The sequence below is a fragment of the Sphingomonas sp. MMS24-J45 genome, assembly GCF_044881195.1.
In the GTDB taxonomy this organism is placed as follows: domain Bacteria; phylum Pseudomonadota; class Alphaproteobacteria; order Sphingomonadales; family Sphingomonadaceae; genus Sphingomonas.
This window is the reverse complement of record NZ_CP173255.1, coordinates 2,684,994-2,704,323: the sequence shown is the minus strand read 5'-3', so window position 1 is coordinate 2,704,323 and position 19,330 is coordinate 2,684,994. Positions and strand designations below refer to the sequence as shown.

The 19,330-nt window shown below is 65.1% G+C and carries 20 protein-coding genes and 1 pseudogene; 8 read left to right on the top strand and 13 right to left on the bottom strand.

The features are described from left to right. The first annotated feature begins 1 nt into the window (after position 1). Entirely contained in the window at positions 2–193 is a 192-nt protein-coding gene (locus AB5I39_RS13115; RefSeq protein ID WP_404367601.1) for a DUF1289 domain-containing protein, read from the top strand. A gap of 204 nt (positions 194–397) precedes the next feature. On the opposite strand, the gene AB5I39_RS13110 is transcribed toward AB5I39_RS13115, so the two are convergent. From AB5I39_RS13110 to AB5I39_RS13055, 12 genes and pseudogenes are all read right to left on the bottom strand, one after another. Then, positions 398–859, bottom strand: a complete 462-nt coding sequence (locus AB5I39_RS13110; RefSeq protein WP_404367598.1) for a GIY-YIG nuclease family protein — start codon at positions 857–859, stop codon at positions 398–400. Between the two features lie 268 nt (positions 860–1,127). After that, positions 1,128–1,754: a glutathione S-transferase family protein gene (locus AB5I39_RS13105; protein WP_404367595.1), complete on the bottom strand. Its 627-nt coding sequence runs from the start codon at positions 1,752–1,754 to the stop codon at positions 1,128–1,130. Positions 1,755–1,820: 66 nt separating this feature from the next. Further along, on the bottom strand, positions 1,821–2,702 hold the full coding sequence (locus AB5I39_RS13100; protein ID WP_404367592.1) for a dienelactone hydrolase family protein: 882 nt from the start codon (positions 2,700–2,702) through the stop codon (positions 1,821–1,823). Positions 2,703–2,747: 45 nt separating this feature from the next. Continuing rightward, positions 2,748–3,839, bottom strand: coding sequence for an MBL fold metallo-hydrolase (locus tag AB5I39_RS13095; RefSeq protein WP_404367589.1), 1,092 nt, complete (start codon positions 3,837–3,839; stop codon positions 2,748–2,750). A 43-nt stretch (positions 3,840–3,882) separates the two neighbouring features. Then, a complete protein-coding gene (locus AB5I39_RS13090; protein WP_404367586.1) occupies positions 3,883–4,527 on the bottom strand; it encodes an HAD hydrolase-like protein in 645 nt (214 codons plus the stop codon). Between the two features lie 9 nt (positions 4,528–4,536). Then, a complete protein-coding gene (locus AB5I39_RS13085; RefSeq protein ID WP_404367584.1) occupies positions 4,537–5,052 on the bottom strand; it encodes an EF-hand domain-containing protein in 516 nt (171 codons plus the stop codon). A gap of 1 nt (position 5,053) precedes the next feature. Further along, the gene (locus AB5I39_RS13080) at positions 5,054–5,521 is read right to left on the bottom strand and encodes a hypothetical protein (RefSeq protein WP_404367581.1); all 468 of its coding nucleotides are present in this window, start codon (positions 5,519–5,521) and stop codon (positions 5,054–5,056) included. 96 nt (positions 5,522–5,617) lie between these two features. Continuing rightward, a complete protein-coding gene (gene queA / locus AB5I39_RS13075; protein ID WP_404367578.1) occupies positions 5,618–6,643 on the bottom strand; it encodes a tRNA preQ1(34) S-adenosylmethionine ribosyltransferase-isomerase QueA in 1,026 nt (341 codons plus the stop codon). A 25-nt stretch (positions 6,644–6,668) separates the two neighbouring features. Then, the gene (locus AB5I39_RS13070; protein WP_404367575.1) at positions 6,669–7,418 is read right to left on the bottom strand and encodes a peptidylprolyl isomerase; all 750 of its coding nucleotides are present in this window, start codon (positions 7,416–7,418) and stop codon (positions 6,669–6,671) included. Between the two features lie 119 nt (positions 7,419–7,537). Beyond that, on the bottom strand, positions 7,538–8,056 hold the full coding sequence (gene coaD / locus AB5I39_RS13065; protein WP_404367572.1) for a pantetheine-phosphate adenylyltransferase: 519 nt from the start codon (positions 8,054–8,056) through the stop codon (positions 7,538–7,540). After that, positions 8,053–8,918: pseudogene (locus AB5I39_RS13060) on the bottom strand (polyprenyl synthetase family protein). Before AB5I39_RS13060 ends, coaD begins: the two are co-directional and overlap by 4 nt. 37 nt (positions 8,919–8,955) lie before the next feature. Then, complete coding sequence (locus AB5I39_RS13055; RefSeq protein WP_404367569.1) at positions 8,956–9,195, bottom strand: exodeoxyribonuclease VII small subunit; 240 nt, start codon at positions 9,193–9,195, stop codon at positions 8,956–8,958. Between the two features lie 93 nt (positions 9,196–9,288). On the opposite strand from AB5I39_RS13055, the gene AB5I39_RS13050 reads away from it, so the two are divergent. Continuing rightward, positions 9,289–10,635 carry an NAD-dependent succinate-semialdehyde dehydrogenase gene (locus tag AB5I39_RS13050; protein ID WP_404367567.1) on the top strand — a complete coding sequence of 449 codons (1,347 nt, stop codon included), beginning with the start codon at positions 9,289–9,291 and terminating at the stop codon, positions 10,633–10,635. A gap of 544 nt (positions 10,636–11,179) precedes the next feature. Here AB5I39_RS13050 and AB5I39_RS13045 read toward each other — a convergent pair. Further along, on the bottom strand, positions 11,180–12,190 hold the full coding sequence (locus tag AB5I39_RS13045) for an NAD(P)H-quinone oxidoreductase (protein WP_404367564.1): 1,011 nt from the start codon (positions 12,188–12,190) through the stop codon (positions 11,180–11,182). Between the two features lie 79 nt (positions 12,191–12,269). Here AB5I39_RS13045 and AB5I39_RS13040 point away from each other — a divergent pair, with 79 nt between their 5' ends. The 6 genes from AB5I39_RS13040 to AB5I39_RS13015 all read left to right on the top strand — a co-directional run bounded on the left by AB5I39_RS13040 (position 12,270) and on the right by AB5I39_RS13015 (position 19,308). After that, positions 12,270–12,467: a DUF1192 domain-containing protein gene (locus tag AB5I39_RS13040; RefSeq protein ID WP_404367561.1), complete on the top strand. Its 198-nt coding sequence runs from the start codon at positions 12,270–12,272 to the stop codon at positions 12,465–12,467. A gap of 125 nt (positions 12,468–12,592) precedes the next feature. Then, positions 12,593–14,914 carry an ATP-dependent Clp protease ATP-binding subunit ClpA gene (gene clpA, locus AB5I39_RS13035; protein ID WP_404367558.1) on the top strand — a complete coding sequence of 774 codons (2,322 nt, stop codon included), beginning with the start codon at positions 12,593–12,595 and terminating at the stop codon, positions 14,912–14,914. A 256-nt stretch (positions 14,915–15,170) separates the two neighbouring features. Next, complete coding sequence (locus AB5I39_RS13030) at positions 15,171–16,715, top strand: diguanylate cyclase domain-containing protein (protein WP_404367555.1); 1,545 nt, start codon at positions 15,171–15,173, stop codon at positions 16,713–16,715. Positions 16,716–16,787: 72 nt separating this feature from the next. Then, the gene (locus AB5I39_RS13025) at positions 16,788–16,967 is read left to right on the top strand and encodes a hypothetical protein (RefSeq protein WP_404367552.1); all 180 of its coding nucleotides are present in this window, start codon (positions 16,788–16,790) and stop codon (positions 16,965–16,967) included. A gap of 38 nt (positions 16,968–17,005) precedes the next feature. Beyond that, a complete protein-coding gene (locus tag AB5I39_RS13020) occupies positions 17,006–18,697 on the top strand; it encodes an AMP-binding protein (protein WP_404367550.1) in 1,692 nt (563 codons plus the stop codon). After that, on the top strand, positions 18,697–19,308 hold the full coding sequence (locus AB5I39_RS13015) for a glutathione S-transferase family protein (RefSeq protein ID WP_404367547.1): 612 nt from the start codon (positions 18,697–18,699) through the stop codon (positions 19,306–19,308). Before AB5I39_RS13020 ends, AB5I39_RS13015 begins: the two co-directional genes overlap by 1 nt. Positions 19,309–19,330 lie beyond the last annotated feature (22 nt).

Sequence of the window (19,330 nt, the reverse complement as noted above, 5' to 3'; positions counted from 1 at the left end):
CGTGGATGGGTTCATCGAGATCGTCTCCACGATCGTCAGCCCGTGCATCAACCTGTGTGAGATCGACCGGTCGAGCGGCCAATGCGGCGGCTGCGCCCGCACCCTCGACGAAATCGCCGCCTGGGGCAGCGGCACGCCCGAATGGCGCGCGGCGGTGATGGCGGCGCTGCCGGGGCGGCGCGAGACGCGCTGATCCCCTCCCCCGCGTTCGCCCCGTCGGCCTGTCGATGGGCTGCGTGCAACACGTCAGGCGTCGGGCGTGAGGGACGTGGCTTTGACAGCACCTGATCTAGCTTGTGAACCCATAAGCGACCGCTATCAGCACGCCGCTCAACGACCCGAATTGGTGCCCCCTCATCGTCACCCCGGCCTCGTGCCGGGGTCCACTGTGCCGCAATCAACGCGCCAGCGGTGGCAATCCGAATGCGACCGCTAGGTCATTCCACACCGGATTCTCACGCTCGATGAGGTTACGTTTCCAGTCGCGCGGATATCGCTTCAACTGCTTCTCGCGCGCAATGGCGGCGTCCATCGTGTCGGCAACCTCGAAATAAACCAGCCGATAGATCCGGTACTTCTTTGTATGCCCATCGAACGTGCCGGCACGATGCTGCATGATCCGGCCGATCAGGTCGGATGTGACGCCGACATAGAGCGATCCGTTATACCCGCTCGCCAGGATGTAGACGCAGGGCGCGCGCTCGATCGTCATGCCGGCCAGACTGCCCCCCGGTGGACCCCGGCACAAGGCCGGGGTGACGCAAAAACGGATTTTTGAGCGATGCCGGCTAATGGGCGTTAGCGGCCAGTATGCTTTTCCGCCCGATAGCGGCCCGTCCGCTTTCAGGTATGGCTGCATCGCGTCAGCGATCCGAACGGCGAGAATTGTTGGAAAGCTGCCGTTCCGTCACCCCGGCCTTGTGCCGGGGTCCACTGTGCGACAGACGCACCGCTCGAAGCTCGAAACGCCTCGCGTGCGGATGAATGGACCCCGGCACGAGACCGGGGTGACGATCGTTGGCCGCACTACCGAATGTCCACAACTGGGCGATAGCCGACACCGCCCCCCTTCGTAATCCTGCGAGGGCAGAACCCCGGGGAGCCTCACCAACCGTACTCCCCGCCCCTCACCGAGCCGACGCCGCCTCCCCCGCGATCAGCGCATCATCGATCGCGCCCGCCCGCCGATATGCCGGCCGCGCCAGCACCCGCGCAAGATAATCCTCGAACGCCGCCCGCCTCGGCAGCGAGCCGAACTGCACACCCCACGCCACTTGCGATCCGGCGTAGACGTCCACCGCCGTAAACCGATCGCCCGCAAGATAGCGATGCGCCGAAACCGCCATTTCCAGCGTATCCACCACGATATCGAAGGTGCCGTACCCCGCCATCCGCTCCTGCTCGGCCTTGGGCACGAACCCCATCGCGCGGTTGGTGATCGCCTGTTCGGCCGGGCCCGATGCGTAGAACATCCACCGGTAATAGTCCGCACGCTCGTCTGCGGTCGGGGCCAGCCCGGCCTCCGGAAACGCCTCCGCCAGATAGGCACAGATCGCGGCGCATTCGGTGACCACCCGCCCGTCATGAACGATCGCGGGCACCTTCCCCATCGGGTTTATCGACAGATACGGCTCAGCCTTCATCGTCGACGCGTAATCGAGCACCACCGTCTCATACGGCGCACCGACCTCCTCCAGCATCCAGCGCACGATCCGCCCGCGCGACCGCGGGTTGGTGTAAAACGTCAGCGCCATTGGTCCGTCCCGAGTCATGTTCTTAGAACATTAGTGGAACATTCCTGACGCCGACGGTCAAGCCCCTCAGACCAAAGCCGTCTTGAACAGGTCCAGCATCCGCCCCCACGCCTTGTCGGCCTGCGCGGCGTCGTAAACGCGGCTGTCGGGCGGGCACCAGCCGTGCTTGGTCCCGGCATAGACCTCGATCTCGGCGGGCAGCTTGGCGGCGGCAAAGGCAGCGCGCAGCACGTCCTTGTCGCCCGGCGCGCGCGCATCGTCATTCTCGGCGATCGCGATCAGATAGCGGGCCTTCATCTGCGGGATCAGCTTGTCGGGGCTGTCGGGCTGCGTACCGACCAGCCCGCCACCGTGGAAGCTCGCGCCCGCCTTGATCCGCCCTGGGATCGCCGCCGCCGTGCGCATCACCATCGGTCCCCCCATGCAATACCCGCTGGTGCCCACGCCGCGCTTCGTATCGACCTGCTTTTGCGCATCGAGGAACGCGACGAACGCCTTGGCGTCGCTGACCGTGCCCGCCGGGCTCAGCGCCTTGACGAACGGACCGATCTTGGCGCGCACCTCGGGCTGGTCGTAGCTTTCGCCCGGTGCCAGGAACGGTGCCTTGGTCGATCGGTAGAATTGATTGACGACCAGTACGGCATAGCCGCTTTGCGCCAGCCGATCGGCCATCTGCCGGAATGCCGGGCGCAGGCCCATGATATCGGGCCACACCAGCACGGCGGGATGCTTGCCCGTCGTCGGGGCGACAAAATAGGCGTCGGCGGAGCCATCGGGCGTGGCGATCGTCACGTCCTTGCCGCTGATCTTGGCGGCATTGGCCGGGGCCGGCAGCAGCATCGCAAGGCCGGCCCCGCCAGCCAGCGAGGCGAATCCGCGCCGTGTTACCGCCGACGTTACGATCCCGAGATGCGCGTCATTATCGGCTGCGGTGAACTCGTCGCACATGTGTCTCTCCAGCGATTCGCCCCCCGGCGCTAGGCCTAGCCTAACCTAGGCCGCGCGATACCACCACACGCCGTCTTCCACCGCTTTGGTCGCCCGCCCCTCGACCTCGAGCCGCCGCAGATGCGCCTGCGATTCACCCGTCGCCATGCCCAGCATGTCCGGCCCGATCGCGCGGCGGAACAGCCGCCCAAAGCAGTCGACCGCGCGGCGTGGCTCGGCCAGGAACACGTGCAATTCATCGAGCCGCTCGCGATGTTCTCGATCCATCGCATCGAGGCGCGCGTGCAGGCCGGTGAAGGGGTCGCCATGCCCCGGCAAGACCAGCACATCGTCCGGCAAGCCCTTCAGCTTCGCGATCGAATTGAACCATTCGCCCAGCGGATCGGCAGTGGGTTCGGTCACGCCCAGCGAGACGTTGGGGCTGATCCGCGGCAACACCTGGTCGCCCGCAATCAGCACCTTGCCTACCGGGTCATACAGGCAGGCATGTTCCGGACTATGGCCCGATCCGACAACGATCTGCCAGTCGGTCGCGCCGATCCGCAGCGTGTCGCCATCCTTGATCCGCGTAAAGCTGAGCGGCATCGGCGTCACGATATGGCGAAACCCGGCCCAACCGCGCGCGGCGGCGTGCGCGATTTGCTCCGCATCCCAACCCGCCGCGACGCGCATCGCGGTCACATCGTCGGGCACCGCATCGCGCGCATCCGCGACGAGCATCTGCGCGGTCAGCCATTCGCCGCGCGTCATCACCACCGGGCATTTGTGCTTGTCGTGCATCCATCCGGCCAGACCGATATGATCCGGGTGGAAATGCGTGCCGATCATCTTGGTGACGCGCACGCCCGCCAGCGGCCCCTGCCACAGCGCCTTCCACGCGCCGCGGGCGTCCGAGGTGTTCATGCCGGTATCGACCAGCGCGATGCCCTCGCCCTGGGCATCGCTATCGTCGATCAGCCAGCAATTGACGTGCTTCAATGGCCCCGGAACATGCAGCCGCACCCAGCGCACGCCGGGTGCCACCGTCATCACCGCACCCGCCGCCGGCTCCGCCCCGCCGAACGGATAGGTCAGGCCCTTATGACGGGTCGGGGTGAAGGATCGATCGGGCGCGGTCGCCGCTGCTGCACTGGACATCCCGAGCGACTAGCGCGACCGCGCAGCGCGAGTCACGCACTTCCTAGGCGGCATCCCCGAGCACAAGGCCGAGCACCTGCTCCGGGCGCTCGAACAGAAAATCCGGTTTCGCCTGCGTCAGCGCGTCGCGATTGGCATAACCCCACAGCACTGCACCCGCCGCAATGCCAACTTTCCGCGCCGCCACCACGTCGCGCGTCTCGTCGCCGATCGAAATCACCTCCGCCGCCGCCACCCCGGTCTTGCGCAGCACCCGACGATAGCGCCGCGCCTTGCCGAACAGCGACGCGCCACATTCGAACCGCTCGAACAGCGCGGCATTGGCCGAGCCAAGGATTGCACGCGCATTGTCTTCCGCGTTCGACGTGACCAGCACGATCCGCACGTCATTCTCCGCAAGTTTCTGTAAAACCGCTACGATTCCATCGAACAGGGCGATCCGATCGGCCTGTTGCGCCAACAGGGCGTGGACGTAACGCCCGATCGCCGGGAGCTTCCAGCGCGGGATGCCGAGGTAGCGGATTACCTCGCTCGACGTCCGCCCGCGCAGCATCTCGACCTCCTCGGCCGTGACGCTGCGAAACTTGAAGCGCTCGGCCAGGGGATCGAGGACCGACACGAACCAGTCGCCGCTATCGGCCAGCGTCCCGTCGAAATCGAAGATGACGAGGCGGTAGCGCGGCGTCATCGGATCGGCTCAGCGCGGTTCCGGGCCGCGCCCGCGCGCCTTTTTGGCCGGGCCGCCTTCCGGGAACGCCCCCGCGCGAATCGTCAGCAATTCCGCGCGCGTGGCCGCCCCGTCCTTGTCGGCATCGAAGCGGTCGAACAGGCTGGCAAACTGCGCCTCCAGCTCGGCCAGCGTGATGCGATTGTCGCCGTCGCGATCCACCCCGAACGGGCTGGGCAGCGCATTGCGGTCTCCCAGCCATTTCAGCGCCCAATCGGCATAGCCGATATAGCCGATCGACCCTGTGCGGCCGCCATCGACCTCGCCAAACGTCCGCGCGACACACGCGGTGAGCTCATCGCGCGTCGTCCGCCCATCGCCATTCGCGTCGCACGCCGCAATGAACATCGCGGCCGGTTCCGCGACGATCGTCGCGGCGGGTTGCCGCTGCTGCGGCCCAAGCGGCGGCGCGGCGACCGGCGGCACGCTCTGCGCCGAAAGCGGCGCGGCGGCGAGCGCCAATGTCAGCAAGATCGGTGCACGCACGCTATTTGACCACATCGGCAAAATCGCTCTGGTTCAGATACTTCGTAAAATCGCTGAGCGTTTCTTCGGCTTTGGGATCGGCCAGTAGCTCCTTGAAGGCGATCTGGCCGAGCTTACCGAATGCCGCCTCGAAGCCAGCCTTGCTCTTTGACTTGAACAAGGGGCGCGACTGCGCTGCGCAGTCGCGCGCGATAAGCCGCGTGAAGATTCCTGCCAGCGCCTTGTCGAGTTCCGCCTTGCGCGCCGGATCGACCTTGGCAATGTCGGCGACCTTTGGCGCAGAGGCCATCGCGGCAAGCGCCCAGCGCGCCAGCGTAATGCGGTCCTCGCCGGTCGATTTGTTGGTCAGGCATTCGCCAAGGGCGTCGGCCTCCGCCGACACTTCAGGCGTCGCCTGCGATACCGGCGCGGCAGAGGCAGGACTGCTTATCGCTGCCGCTGCAAAAAGGACCAGCACGAACTTCTTCATGTATCGCTCCCACCCACCACGTATGCAGCGTCGAACTGTCGGGAATAGTAGAATCCAACGCCACGCGATAGCCGCCGGACAAAGTCGCTTCCGCCTTCACGGCAAGAGCAGCGACGCATCTCCGTACGAGTAAAAGCGATATTCGCTCGCAATCGCGTGCGCATAGGCCGCCTGCATCCGATCGAGCCCCATCAGCGCCGAGACCAGCATGAACAGCGTCGAACGCGGCAGATGGAAGTTGGTGATCAAGCCGTCGATCCCGCGGAAGCGATAGCCCGGCGTGATGAAAATCGCGGTGTCGCCTTCGAACGGACGGATCACACCGTCGTCGCCCGCGGCACTTTCGATCAGGCGCAAACTGGTGGTGCCGACCGCGATGACGCGCCCGCCGCGCGCCTTGACCGCATTCAGTCGATCGGCAGTGGCGGCGTCGATCCGGCCCCATTCGGCGTGCATCTGGTGATCGGTCGTATCCTCCGCCTTGACCGGCAGGAAAGTGCCCGCGCCGACGTGCAGCGTCAGCGTCGCGTGCGCTATCCCGGCGGCGGCGAGCAATTCCATCAGAGCGGGGGTGAAGTGCAATGCCGCCGTCGGGGCCGCGACCGCGCCCTTTTCTGCGGCAAACATCGTCTGGTAATCGTCGAGATCCTGCGCGTCGGCCGGGCGGCGCGCGGCGATGTAGGGGGGCAGCGGCATCCGCCCGGCGCGTTCGAGCAGCAGTTCGACCGGCTCGTCGCCTGCAAACTCCAGCGCGAAACTGCCGTCCGCGCCGCGGTCATGGGCAGTCGCGCTCACGCCATTCCCGAAGTCGATCGCATCGCCATCGCGCAGCCGCCGTGCGTTGCGGATGAACGCGCGCCAGCGCCGCGGCCCCTCGCGCTTGTGCAGCGTCGCGCCGATCCGCGAATCGCCGCGCGTGCCCTCCAGTTGCGCCGGGATGACGCGCGTATCGTTGAACACCAGCAAATCGCCCGGCCGCAGCGACGCGGGCAGGTCAACGACGCGGCGATCATGCGTGGCGCCGCCCTCCAGCACCAGCAGCCGCGCGGCATCGCGCGGCACCGCCGGGCGCAGCGCAATCCGCTCCAGCGGCAGCGTGAAATCGAACAGGTCGACGTTCATCGGCGGTGTCCGGCTGGCTGCGGCGTCAGCCGCCCTTGCGGCCCGATTGACGCACCACCGGCGGCTTCGGCGCGGGCTTTGTCGGCAGCAGCGTCGCGGGCGGCAGCGCGACCGGCGCGGGCGGCGGCGGCGCATAGGCTGGCGGCGAATCCGCCGCGATATAGGCGTGCAGGATGCGCGAGGGATTCACCGGCGGCTCACCCCGCGCGACCGCGTCGACATATTCCATGCCGGAGATGACGCGCCCGAAAATGGTGTATTTGCGGTCGAGCTTCAGCGTCGGGTTGAACACGATGAAGAACTGGCTGTTGGCGCTGTTCTCGGCCTTGGTCACTTCCTCGACCGTGGCGCCCTCGGCCGACCCTTCGCGCGCCGCCGACACGGCACCGCGGACGTGCGGCAGGAAATTGAATTCGGCCGGCACGTCGGGCAGCGTCGATCCGCCGGTGCCGTCGCCCTTCGGGTCGCCGGTTTGCGCCATGAAGCCTTCGATCACGCGGTGGAACTTCAGCCCGTCATAAAAATGCTGGCGCGTCAGCGTCTTGATCCGCTCGACCATCTTCGGCGCGGCATCGGGGCGCAGCCAGATGACGACGCGGCCGCCCGTCGACAGGTCGAGATAGAGCAAATTTTCGGGGTCGGTCGCCGATGGCACCGGCGGGCGCCCCGCGGTCGTGGTGGTGGCGGCGGTCTGCACCGGCTTCAATTTCTTGGCGGCAAAGGCAGGCCCCGCCAGCAGCGCGAACAAAGCGATGAAAAGGGTAAAGAAACGCATGAGTCCCCGCAGGTACGGCTGGTGGTGAACGGTCGCTTAGACCAACTGGCGGCTTGCGCCAAACTGAACGTGTCGCGGCGAAAGGCGACCGAATTAGGGCGGTGCCGATCCAGCTCGGTTCAGACGCTGCCCTTGCGTCCGATCTGCGCGACCCGCGCCGCCACTTCGCTTGCGATCGTGGGCGTCACGAACCGATCGATCGGCCCGCCGTAAAAGGCGATTTCCTTGACCAGGCGGCTGGCGATCGGCTGCAGCGACACATCCGCCATCAGGAAAACCGTCTCGATCCGCGGGTTGATCGCGCGGTTCATGCCGGTCAGTTGATACTCATATTCGAAATCGGTCACGCCGCGCACGCCGCGCAGGATCGTGCTCGCGCCCTGTGCCTCGGCGAAATCCATCAGCAGCGAATCGAACCCGACCACACTGACCCCCGCGATTCCCGCCGTTTCGCGCTCCATCATCGCGATGCGCTCGGCGCTCGTGAACATCGGCGATTTGGACGCATTGGTGGTCACGCCGATCACCAGCCGATCGACCAACGTCGCGCCCCGCCGGATGATGTCCATATGCCCGAGCGTCACCGGATCGAACGTGCCGGGATAGACCCCGACCCGTTCGCCGCCGGAATTGCTCAACGATCCCGCTCCAGCGTGAAGCGCGCGATGTCGCGCAGCAGATCCGCCTCGGGGCCGAAATGCTGGAGATGCTCGATCGCCTGATCGACCAGCATGTGCGCCTGTGCGCGAGCGCGGTCGAGCCCGAGCAGCGACAGGAACGTTTCCTTGCCCGCCTCACCATCCTTGCGCAACGCCTTGCCGACCGCTGCCTCGTCGCCCTCGGCGTCGAGCAGATCGTCGACGATCTGAAACGCCAGCCCCACATCGCGGGCATAGCCACGCAGGCCGGTACGCCCTTCGGGCGGCACCTTGCCCAGGATCGCCCCCGCCTCGACTGAACAGGCGATCAGCGCGCCGGTCTTCATCGCCTGCAACCGCGTGACGGTCGGCAAATCGAAGCTCGATTTTTCGGCTTCAAGGTCGAGCGCTTGCCCACCGGCCATCCCGACCGGGCCAGCCGCCCGCGCGAGATCGAGCACCAATTCGCTGCGCACGAAGGGATCGGGATGCGTCGCCGGATCGGCCAGGATTTCGAAGGCCAGCGCATGCAGGCAATCGCCCGCCAGGATCGCGGTCGCTTCGCTGAACGCCTTGTGCACCGTCGGCTTGCCGCGGCGCATGTCGTCATTGTCCATCGCCGGCAGATCGTCATGGATCAGCGAATAGACGTGGATACATTCGATCGCGGTCGCCGCGCGCCCGGCGCAATCCTTGTCCACCGCGAACAACCGCGCGGTCGCGAACACCAGCAGCGGACGCAGCCGCTTCCCCCGCCGATCGCGGCATGGCGCATCGCGCGGTACAGATCGGCGCGCGGATCCTCCGGAACCGTCAGGAACAGATCGAGCCGGCGATCGATATCGCTGGCCACATCGGCCATGGCCGCATCGAGCGACGGGGATACGAGCGTCACGCGATCAACCTGCGACAAAGGGCTGCGTGCCGATCGCCCGGCCCTCCCCATCGGCGCGGATCGCTTCGATCCGGGCCTGTGCCGCGTTCAGCCGGTCGTCGCAGCGACGTCGCAGCCGGTCCCCGCGCTCGTACAGCGCGATTGCTTGGTCGAGTGGTGCGTCACCACTCTCGAGCCTTGACACGATCCCCTCCAATTCTTTCAACGCCGCTTCGAACGTCAGCTCTTCAATCGGTATGTCCATGCCACAGCTATGCGGCAGGCAAGCGTTTGGGGTCAAGGATACGCTGGCCTTACTGTGCGTTTGTCGCGCGACACTGTTTCAGGAACCATCCCCATGTTCACCAGCATCGATCCCGCCACCGGCACCCCGGGGGCCTCCTTCGCCGAACTCACCGCCGCCGAGCTGGAGACGAAAGTACAGCGTGCGCACGATGCCTTCCGCGACTGGCGCATCACCGATCACGCGACGCGGACCGATCTGCTGGAGCGGATCGCCGAACAGTTCGACGCCAACGCCCACCGCCTGGCCGAGATCGCCACGCGCGAAATGGGCAAGACGCTGAAATCCGCGCTGGCCGAGGTTGAGAAGTGCGCCGCGGGCTTCCGCCATTATGCGCAGGAAGGCCCGGCAATGCTCGAGCCGCGCGTTTTCCCCGGTGCCACCGCGACCTGGCATCCGCTTGGGCCGGTGCTGGCAGTGATGCCGTGGAATTTTCCGTATTGGCAGGTGGTTAGGTTCCTCGCCCCGACGATCATGGCGGGCAATGTCGGCCTGTTGAAGCACGCCTCCAACGTGCAGGGCGTCGCCGCCGCGATCGAGGAAATGGTCATCGCGGCGGGCGCGCCTGCCGGGCTGTTCCAGAATTTGCCCATCAAGTCCGACAAGGTCGCCGCGCTGATCGCCGACGATCGGATCGTCGCGGTGACGCTCACCGGCAGCGAAGGCGCCGGGATGCAAGTCGCCGAAGCCGCCGGCCGCGCCCTGAAAAAGGTCGTGCTCGAACTCGGCGGATCGGACCCGTTCATCGTCATGCCCTCGGCCGATCTCGATCTTGCGGCAAAGACGGCGGTCACGGCACGCATCCAGAACACCGGCCAATCCTGCATCTGCGCCAAGCGCATGATCGTCCATGCCGATGTCTATGACGCTTTCCTCGAAAAATTCTCGGCGGGCATGAAAGCCGTCGTAGCGGGCGACCCGATGGATTCGGGCACCGACATGGGCCCGCTGTCGAGCGAAGCGCAGCGCCAGACCGTGCTCGACCAGATCGCGATGATCCAAGCCGAGGGCGGCAAGCTCTTGTTCGGTGGCGAAGCACTCCCCGGTAAAGGCGCCTATATGTCGGCGGGGATCCTGGTCGACGTCCCGACCGATCACGCCGTCGCGCAAGAGGAACTGTTCGGACCCGTCGCGATGCTGTTCAAGGCCGACGACATCGACGCCGCGATCACCCTCGCCAACGCCGTCCCGTTCGGCCTCGGCTCCTCGGTCTGGACCAACGACCCGGAAGAACGCGCCCGCTTCGAACGCGACATCGAAGCCGGCATGATCGCCGTCAACGCGATGCTCGCCAGCCTCCCGCACGCGCCGTTCGGGGGCATCAAGCGCTCAGGACATGGCCGGGAGTTGGGGCCTTATGGCCTGCACGAATTTATGAATTTGAAGACCGTGCTGGGGTGAGGCTCAGGGGGAGGCAATGTCCGATTCTGGTGGGAAGCTGCCGTCCGCGTCTTCTCCTGTTTGCGTGACGGTCTCGTTGGCGCTACCCATTTTCGTATGAGCCCATTGTCTCGCTTCTATCTAGCTACGTTTGGGTGTTGGCCTCTGATGGCACTCACCGTGCTCGTAGCCAGTTTTAACGAGTTGGCGGCTACGATTATATTTTGGATCGTTTTTCCGCTTCTGATCGGGTCGATTTACTACGCCCATTTTCTGGCCCGCTGCCCGACATGCAACTGGCGGATCGCTTCCTTTGGAAAGCCATTTGTGCGTTCGCTTCCTCCTCGTTTCTGCCCTTGCTGCGAATCCGACCTGAAAGCGCCTACCCGATCAATGTAGGCAAGTGGGCGATTCCGGCCTGTCCTACATCGCCACAATCTGCGATACTCGCGGTTCGGCTCTTTCTCAGTTTTAATTCGTGCCCCTGGCAAACAGTCCGGCCCCACGACCCACGAAAACAGCGTTGTGAGTGGCACTTTCGCAACTTTCGGTCGGCCCCGCCACCTCAGAGCGTCAGCACGATCTTCCCGACATGGTCGCCCGCTTCCATCCGCGCGTGCGCGGCGGGGGCCTCCTCCAGCGGGAAGGTGCGGTCGATCACTGGCTTCAGCCGCCCGGCCTCGACATGCGGCCACACCATCCGGTGGAGTTCGTCGGCGACCATCGATTTGAACGCGGCGTCGCGTGGCCGCAGCGTCGATCCGGTCAGCGTCAGGCGGCGGCGCATCACCTCGAAGATCGGGATCGTCGCCATCAATCCGCCCTGCACTGCGATCGACACGTGCCGCCCGTCATCGGCCAGGCATTGCAGATTGCGCGGCACATAATCGCCGCCGACCATGTCGAGCACCGCCGCGCAGCCCCCGCCACCGCCTTTGCCGCCAGTGATGTCCTTCACCCGCGCCACGAAATCCTCGGTCTTGTAATTGATCGCGTGCGCCGCGCCGAGGCCCAGCGCCGCCGCGCACTTCTCGTCCGATCCAGCGGTCACGATCACGGTCAGCCCGAAAATCTTGCCCAAAGCGATCGCCATCGTGCCGATCCCGCTCGTGCCGCCATGCACCAACACGGTGTCGCCCTCGGTCGCATAGGCGCGCTCGAACAAATTGGTCCACACGGTGAACAACGTCTCGGGGAGCGCCGCCGCCTCGATCATCGACAGCGCGCTCGGCACCGGCAGCACTTGCCCCGCCGCCACCGCGACATAGTCGGCATAGCCCCCGCCGCCGAGCAGCGCGCACACCGGCTGCCCGGTCATGTCGATCGCCAGATCCTCATGCTGCGCGACGACCGTACCCGCCACTTCCAGCCCCGGAATAGACGGCGCGCCCGGCGGCGGGGCGTATCCGCCCTTGCGCTGCAGCACGTCGGGCCGGTTGACCCCTGCCGCCGCGACGCGGATCAGCACCTCCCCCGGCCGGAGCGTCGGCACCGGACGCTCCACGACGCACAGCACCTCCGGCCCGCCTGGCTCCGTGGGATCGATCGCGCGCATCGTCTCGGCTATTCCGTCCATCGGTCGCGCGCCTCGTTTTACCTGTCACTACGTACGGCGCCTTATTGACATGGGGCCGCGTCGGGTCAACGATCTGTCCATGGACCTCGACGAGTTTCTCCCGAAAAAGGCGGGCGATCCGCTCGCTGCGCTGATCGCGCAGGACCTTGATCCGTTGTCGGTCAGGGAACTGGAAGCGCGGATCACGGCGCTGGAGGAAGAGATCGCGCGGACCCGCCGAAAAATGGAGACGGCGGTCACCCACCGCGCCTCCGCGCACGATCTGTTCAAGTCATGAGAGGGATGCATCCGGCCGCCAGGAAATCCGGATGCGATTTTCAAGTGCTTGTCACACCGGACTCGCCTTCCGACATAGGCGCAAAGGGTCGCGCGTCCCAAGCGACCCGCATGGAGTAAGAACCGATGCCATCCTTCGCCTCCGCGCTGGAAACCACGCTTCACAAGGCACTCGAAGCGGCGTCCTCGCGCCGCCATGAATATGCGACGCTCGAACATTTGCTGTTCGCGCTGATCGGGGACGAACATGCCTCGAAAGTCATGGAATCGTGCGGGGTTGATACCGCAGAGCTGACCGCGACGGTCCGCCATTATCTTGACACCGAGCTTGAGGCGCTGAAGGTGGACGCCGCCACCGACCCATCCCCCACCAGCGGATTTCAGCGCGTGGTGCAGCGCGCGATCCTGCACGTGCAATCCTCCGGCCGCGATGAGGTGACGGGCGCGAACGTACTCGTCGCCCTGTTCAGCGAGCGCGAGAGCTATGCCGTCTATTTCCTGCAGCAGCAGGACATGAGCCGCCTCGATGCGGTCAGCTTCATCAGCCACGGCGTCGGCAAGGGCGCCGCCGCGCCCGAAGCCGCCACGCCCAAGGGCACCGAGGAAGAAAAGCCCCAGAAAGCTGGCGAGAAGGGCAAGAACGAGAGCGCGCTCAAGCAGTTCTGCGTCGATCTCAACGAGAAGGCGAAGAAGGGCAAGGTCGATCCGCTGATCGGCCGCGGGCCGGAGGTCGACCGCACGGTGCAGATCCTGTGCCGCCGTTCGAAGAACAACCCGCTCTATGTGGGTGATCCCGGCGTCGGCAAGACCGCGATCGCGGAGGGCCTCGCGCGCAAAATCGTCGAGGGCAATGTGCCTGAGGTGTTGCTGCCGGCGGTAATCTACTCGCTCGATATGGGCGCATTGCTCGCCGGCACGCGCTATCGCGGCGATTTCGAGGAGCGGCTGAAGGCTGTCGTGACCGAGCTCGAAAAAATGCCCGATGCGATCCTGTTCATCGACGAAATCCACACCGTGATCGGCGCTGGTGCCACCAGTGGCGGCGCGATGGATGCATCGAACCTGCTCAAGCCCGCGCTGTCGGGCGGCACGATCCGCTGCATCGGCTCGACCACCTACAAAGAGTTCCGCAACCATTTCGAGAAGGACCGCGCATTGCTGCGGCGCTTCCAAAAGATCGACGTCAACGAACCGACGATCGAGGACACGGTCAAGATTTTGACCGGCCTGCGCTCGGCGTTCGAGGATCACCACAAGGTGAAATACACGCCCGACGCGATCAAGTCGGCGGTGGAGCTGAGCGCGCGTTACATCAACGACCGCAAGCTGCCCGACAAAGCGATCGACGTGATCGACGAAGTCGGCGCGATGCAGATGCTGGTGCCGCTCGCCAAGCGCAAGAAGACCATCACCAGCCGTGAGATCGAGGCCGTGATCGCGACGATGGCGCGCATCCCACCGAAATCCGTCTCGACCGACGACACCAAGGCGCTCGAATCGCTCGAAACCGATCTGAAGCGCGTGGTGTTCGGGCAGAATACGGCGATCGAAAAGCTCGCCTCAGCGATCAAGCTCAGCCGCGCCGGTCTTCGCGATCCCGAAAAGCCGATCGGCAACTATCTGTTCACCGGACCGACCGGCGTCGGCAAGACCGAAGTCGCCAAGCAACTCGCGCACATCATGGGCATCCCGCTCCAGCGTTTCGACATGTCGGAATATATGGAGCGCCACTCGGTCTCGCGGCTGATCGGTGCGCCTCCGGGCTATGTCGGCTTTGACCAGGGCGGTCTGCTGACCGATGCGATCGACCAGCAGCCGCATTCGGTGCTGCTGCTCGACGAAATCGAGAAGGCGCATCCCGACCTGTTCAACATCCTGCTGCAGGTGATGGATAACGGCCGCCTGACCGACCAGCACGGCAAGACGGTCGACTTCCGCAACGTCATCCTGATCATGACGACCAATGCGGGTGCGAGCGACATGGCGCGCGAGACGCTCGGCTTCGGTAACCTTTCCCGTGAGGGCGAGGACGAGCAGGCGGTGCAGAAGATGTTCACGCCGGAATTCCGCAACCGCCTCGATGCGATCGTACCGTTCGGATACCTGCCGACCGAGGTGGTGGCCCGGGTGGTGGACAAGTTCATCCTCCAGCTCGAACTCCAGTTGGCGGACCGCAACGTCCACATCAACCTCGACGACGAATCGAAGACCTGGCTGACTACCAAGGGCTATGACAAGCTCTACGGTGCCCGCCCGATGGGCCGTTTGATCCAGGAGAAGATCAAGCAGCCGCTTGCCGAGGAATTGCTGTTCGGCAAGCTGGTCCATGGCGGCGAAGTGACGGTGAAGATGAAAGACGGCGCACTGGCCTTCGAAATCACGCCTGCCCCGCCCAAGAAACCCAAGAAGAAGGGTGCCTCGGCTAAGGACACGACCCCGGCCAAGTAAGGCGACGATACGGACGGGCCCGGCGTGCCAAGCGCTGGGCCCATTCCCCGTCTAGCGAGTCGTTACGGACGCCGACCCCTCTTTACCATCTATTTGGAAAGCGCGGCTTATGGTGGGCCATGTGCCGCGCCCCTTTTCCAATATCTTAGCTGTCCTTGCCGTCGCGATCGCTGCTCTGTTCGCGACGTCCGCCCATGCGCAGATCCCTATTGCGGGCAATTCAATCCCGATCTGCATCACGCGCGCGGAGCCGGGCATGACCCCGGCCGCCCTGCTGGCGGGCCGCGGACAGTTCGATTGCACCGCGTCGCAAACCAGCTTCGGTCCCGGCGATTTCTGGGTGCGCAGCGGCCCGCTGTCGCGCACCGGTGAAGTGCGCGTTCGCTCGATGAGCGTGTGGCAGAAGCGCGCCACGCTCTACGCTTATTATGCCGATGGCGCCGTCTTTTCGACCACGTTCGACGACCATGCAGCAAGTCGTCGCATCGTACTTGGGGCGATCCTGGAACAACCGCTCCCCGCGCGCGCCGCGCCGCTGGTGCGGCTGCTCTGGCATATCGAGGGATCGCCGAACATGCGCGCCATCCTGCGCGACCCGAGGATCGCGACGCCGGCGCAAAGCGAGCTGTTCAACCTCGCCATGGCGGCGGTCTACGCCGCCTTCGCTGGGCTGTGCATCGCGCTGCTGTGCTACAATTTTGCGGTGTGGACCGCGTTGCGGCACCGTTTCCAGCTTGCCTATTGCGCGATGGTCGCGTGCTTGCTGCTCTACGCCTTCTCGACTTCCGGCGCACTTGCCTGGGCTTGGCCGGCAATCGCCAATACCGATCGCATCCGCGTGAATTACCTGATGCTCGGCCTTTCTTCGATCGCCGCGTTCGCCTTTGCCCGCGCGTTTTTCGAACGGCGCGTGTTTGCCGGACGATTCGGGCGGATCGCCTGGTGGGCCTCCGCGATCATGCTGGCCGCCACGCTCGGCTACGTCCTGTTCGCGCAATATGACGTGCATCTGTTCGACACGCTGTATTGCTGGGCCTTTGTCGGGCAACTCGTGGTCATTCCGCCGCTGCTGTGGCGCGCGTGGCGGATGCGCAGCAATTATCTCTGGCTCTTCGCCGTCGCCTGGGCCGCGCCGATCGGGCTTGCGTCGTTGCGGGTTGCCAATTCGATCAACCTTATCAGCAGTAGCTTCTGGCTCGATAATTCGACGATCCTGTCGATGTCGCTCGAAGCGCTCCTGTCCAGCATCGCGATCGCATACCGTTTGCGTCTGCTCAGCGCGGAACGGGACGCGGCGCGCGAGGGGGAGATTGCGGCGCGCTTGCTCGCCGATACCGATCCGCTGACCGGCCTGCTCAACCGCCGCGCTTTCCTGCAGCAGGCGATCGGCCGCGCGGGTGAGCAGACGCTGATGATCGCCGACCTCGATCATTTCAAACGGGTCAATGAAACGATCGGGCATGACGGCGGCGACGAAGTGCTGCGCGTCTTCGCCCGCACGCTGCGCCAATCCTTGCCGCCGGAGGCACTGGTCGCCCGGATCGGCGGCGAGGAATTCGCGATCGTCACACCAAGCGCTTTTTCGGTCGAACCTGGCGAGATCCTGGCCCGGCTTCGCGCCGGGCGTATGCCCTATGACGTCTCGGTAACTGCAAGCATCGGCACCTGCAGCGGACCGCTGCTGCGCGAAACCGACTGGAAGGCGCTGTATGCCTGCGCCGATCGCGCGCTGTTCGAGGCGAAGAGTGCCGGTCGCGATCGATGCCGCGGGCGCGACCTGCGCGATCGGTTGGCGGCGTAACGGACTTGCCCGAAACGGCCGTTAACTGTATGCCGGTTGCGTAAGGAAACGCTCGTGCGCAATCGTCGGATCATGATCGGCATCTTCGCGGCACTGGCGCTGATCGCGGTTGCGCGCCACCCGAGCGCCGACATCCAGATTCTCACACACGACTCTACTGATCGGACCCCGCATCGCGTGAAGGCTGCGATCGATCTTGGTCTGGTCGGCGTCTCCGTCCTGATTACGTGGACCGGCGAACACCTTCGCTAAGCTTGCGAGCAAGCGATTGCTTGCTTACACCTGTGTCAATGAACCCCACAGAGGCCGTCTGGCGCACATCTTATCGTCACCCCAACCCGTGGGACAGCACGTTCCCTCCGCAATCGATGGTCGATCTGTTCGATCAATCCTGCGCGCGGATGGGGAAGGCACCGCTGATCGATTTCCTCGGCCGCCACTATAGTTTTGCCGAAACGCTGGACGGGGCCAACCGCGTCGCGGCCGGGCTGACGGCGCTGGGCTATGGCGCGGGCGACCGGATCGGCCTGTTCCTGCCCAACGTGCCGCATTATCTGGCGGCCTATTACGGCATCCTGAAGATTGGCGCGACGGTGGTGAACTTCTCGCCGCTCTACACCGCGGCCGAGCTGGAACATCAGGTGGCTGATTCCGGCACCAAGCTGCTGTTCACGCTGTCCGCCACCGCGCTGCTGCCAACCGCTTTGAAGGTGCTCGAGGCAAGTGCGCTCGAACGGCTGATCGTCGGGTCGATCGCGGGGGCGCTGCCGACCTCCAAGTCGATCCTCTACCGCATGTTCAAGCGCAGCGAGGTGACCGCACGCCCGCACGACCCGCGTATCATGGCCTTTTCCAAGCTGATCGCCAATGACGGGACGCATACGCCAGTTCGGGTGGACCCGGAACGCGACGTCGCGCTGATCCAATATACCGGCGGCACCACCGGAACGCCGAAGGGCGCGATGCTGACGCACCAGAATCTATCGGCCAACGCGCGGCAGGTGATGGCGATCGACCCGGAACCGGGCGAGCCCGACCGTATCCTGGGCGTGCTGCCGCTGTTCCATGTGTTCGCCAACACCTGCGTGCTCAACCGCACCGTTCTCAACGGCGGGTGCATCGTCATGCTGCCGAGATTCGAGGCGGGCGCGGTGCTGGCGGCAATCGACCGGACCAAGGCGACCGCCCTGCCCGGCGTGCCGACGATGTATCAGGCGCTGCTTGACCATCCCAAGATCGCCGCGACCGATTTCTCCTCGCTGCGCGTGTGCATCTCGGGCGGCGCGCCGCTCGCGGCCGAATTGAAGGCGAAGTTCGAAAGCGTGACCGGCGCGACGGTGGTCGAGGGCTATGGCCTGTCGGAAAGCTCCGGCGTGCTGTCCGCCAATCCCTATCTACAGGAAGGCAAGACCGGCACGATCGGCCAGCCGATCCCCGGCACGCACCTGCGTCTGGTCGACAAGGCCGACCCCAGCCAGCCACCCGCAGACGGCGAACCCGGCGAGATCGTCGCAATGGGGCCGCAGATCATGAAGGGCTATTGGAACCGCGCGGATGCCGATGCCGAGGTGTTCGTAACCAATGCCGAAGGCCGCTGGCTGCGCACTGGCGATGTCGGCACGATCGACGCCGACGGCTTCGTTAAGATCGTCGATCGGTTGAAGGACATGCTGTCCGTATCCGGCTTCAAGGTTTTCCCAAGCCAGATCGAGGCATTGCTGCACCACCACGCGGCGGTGAAGGAGGCGATGGTGATCGGCCTGCCCGACGCGTACCGCGGCGAACAACCGCGCGCCTATGTTACGCTGAACGAGGGCGCGACGGCGAGCGGGCCGGAGCTGCGCGATTGGCTCAATCCGCAGCTCGGCCGGCATGAGCGCGTCGATGAGGTGGTGGTACGCCTCACCATGCCGAAGACGATGATCGGCAAATTGAGCCGCAAGGATCTGATTGCCGAGGTGATGGCGGAACAGGCGAAATAATGTCGGAACTGATCCTGCATGAATATGCGCAATCGGGGAATTGCTACAAAATTCGCCTGACCGCGGCGCATGTCGGCATTCGGCTCGAGCGGCGGGAGTACGACATCATGGCGGGGGCAACGCGCTCGGCGGCGTTCCTCGCCTCGGTCAACCCGAACGGGCGGATCCCGGTGCTGCAGATTGGGGACGATTTTCTGCCCGAAAGCGGGGCCGCCTGCCTCTATCTCGCGGACGGATCGCCACTCATCCCGCTCGATCGATTCGACCGGGCCGACATGCTGCACTGGATGTTCTGGGAGCAGTATAATCACGAGCCCAATATCGCGACGCTGCGCTTCTGGCGCGCGTTCGTCGGCGAGGAGCGGCTGAGCGACCTGCAGCGCGCGCAAATCCCGGCCAAGCAGGCGGCGGGCGAAGCGGCGCTCGCGCTGATGGATGCGCATCTGGCCAAGACGCCGTTCCTGGCCGCCGGACGCTTCACCCTCGCCGACATCGCGCTCTACGCTTACACTCATGTGGCGGAGGAAGGCGGCTTTGCGCTGCGCCATTACCCCGCGATCACCGACTGGCTGGCGCGCGTTGCGGATCAGTCAAACCATATCGCGATGTGACAGTTGCGTGAAGGTCAGCGCG

Bases quoted from the DNA above. Each gene is read 5' to 3' on its own strand.
- AB5I39_RS13090 (WP_404367586.1), bottom strand. From the start codon at position 4,527: ATGACGCCGCGCTACCGCCTCGTCATCTTCGATTTCGACGGGACGCTG.
- AB5I39_RS13050 (WP_404367567.1), top strand. From the start codon at position 9,289: ATGTTCACCAGCATCGATCCCGCCACCGGCACCCCGGGGGCCTCCTTC.
- AB5I39_RS13015 (WP_404367547.1), top strand. From the start codon at position 18,697: ATGTCGGAACTGATCCTGCATGAATATGCGCAATCGGGGAATTGCTAC.
- AB5I39_RS13095 (WP_404367589.1), bottom strand. From the start codon at position 3,839: ATGTCCAGTGCAGCAGCGGCGACCGCGCCCGATCGATCCTTCACCCCG.
- queA (WP_404367578.1), bottom strand. From the start codon at position 6,643: ATGAACGTCGACCTGTTCGATTTCACGCTGCCGCTGGAGCGGATTGCG.
- clpA (WP_404367558.1), top strand. From the start codon at position 12,593: ATGCCATCCTTCGCCTCCGCGCTGGAAACCACGCTTCACAAGGCACTC.
- AB5I39_RS13045 (WP_404367564.1), bottom strand. From the start codon at position 12,190: ATGGACGGAATAGCCGAGACGATGCGCGCGATCGATCCCACGGAGCCA.
- AB5I39_RS13020 (WP_404367550.1), top strand. From the start codon at position 17,006: ATGAACCCCACAGAGGCCGTCTGGCGCACATCTTATCGTCACCCCAAC.
- AB5I39_RS13105 (WP_404367595.1), bottom strand. From the start codon at position 1,754: ATGGCGCTGACGTTTTACACCAACCCGCGGTCGCGCGGGCGGATCGTG.
- AB5I39_RS13025 (WP_404367552.1), top strand. From the start codon at position 16,788: ATGATCGGCATCTTCGCGGCACTGGCGCTGATCGCGGTTGCGCGCCAC.
- AB5I39_RS13055 (WP_404367569.1), bottom strand. From the start codon at position 9,195: ATGGACATACCGATTGAAGAGCTGACGTTCGAAGCGGCGTTGAAAGAA.
- AB5I39_RS13100 (WP_404367592.1), bottom strand. From the start codon at position 2,702: ATGTGCGACGAGTTCACCGCAGCCGATAATGACGCGCATCTCGGGATC.
- AB5I39_RS13080 (WP_404367581.1), bottom strand. From the start codon at position 5,521: ATGAAGAAGTTCGTGCTGGTCCTTTTTGCAGCGGCAGCGATAAGCAGT.
- AB5I39_RS13110 (WP_404367598.1), bottom strand. From the start codon at position 859: ATGCAGCCATACCTGAAAGCGGACGGGCCGCTATCGGGCGGAAAAGCA.
- AB5I39_RS13070 (WP_404367575.1), bottom strand. From the start codon at position 7,418: ATGCGTTTCTTTACCCTTTTCATCGCTTTGTTCGCGCTGCTGGCGGGG.
- AB5I39_RS13040 (WP_404367561.1), top strand. From the start codon at position 12,270: ATGGACCTCGACGAGTTTCTCCCGAAAAAGGCGGGCGATCCGCTCGCT.
- AB5I39_RS13030 (WP_404367555.1), top strand. From the start codon at position 15,171: ATGACCCCGGCCGCCCTGCTGGCGGGCCGCGGACAGTTCGATTGCACC.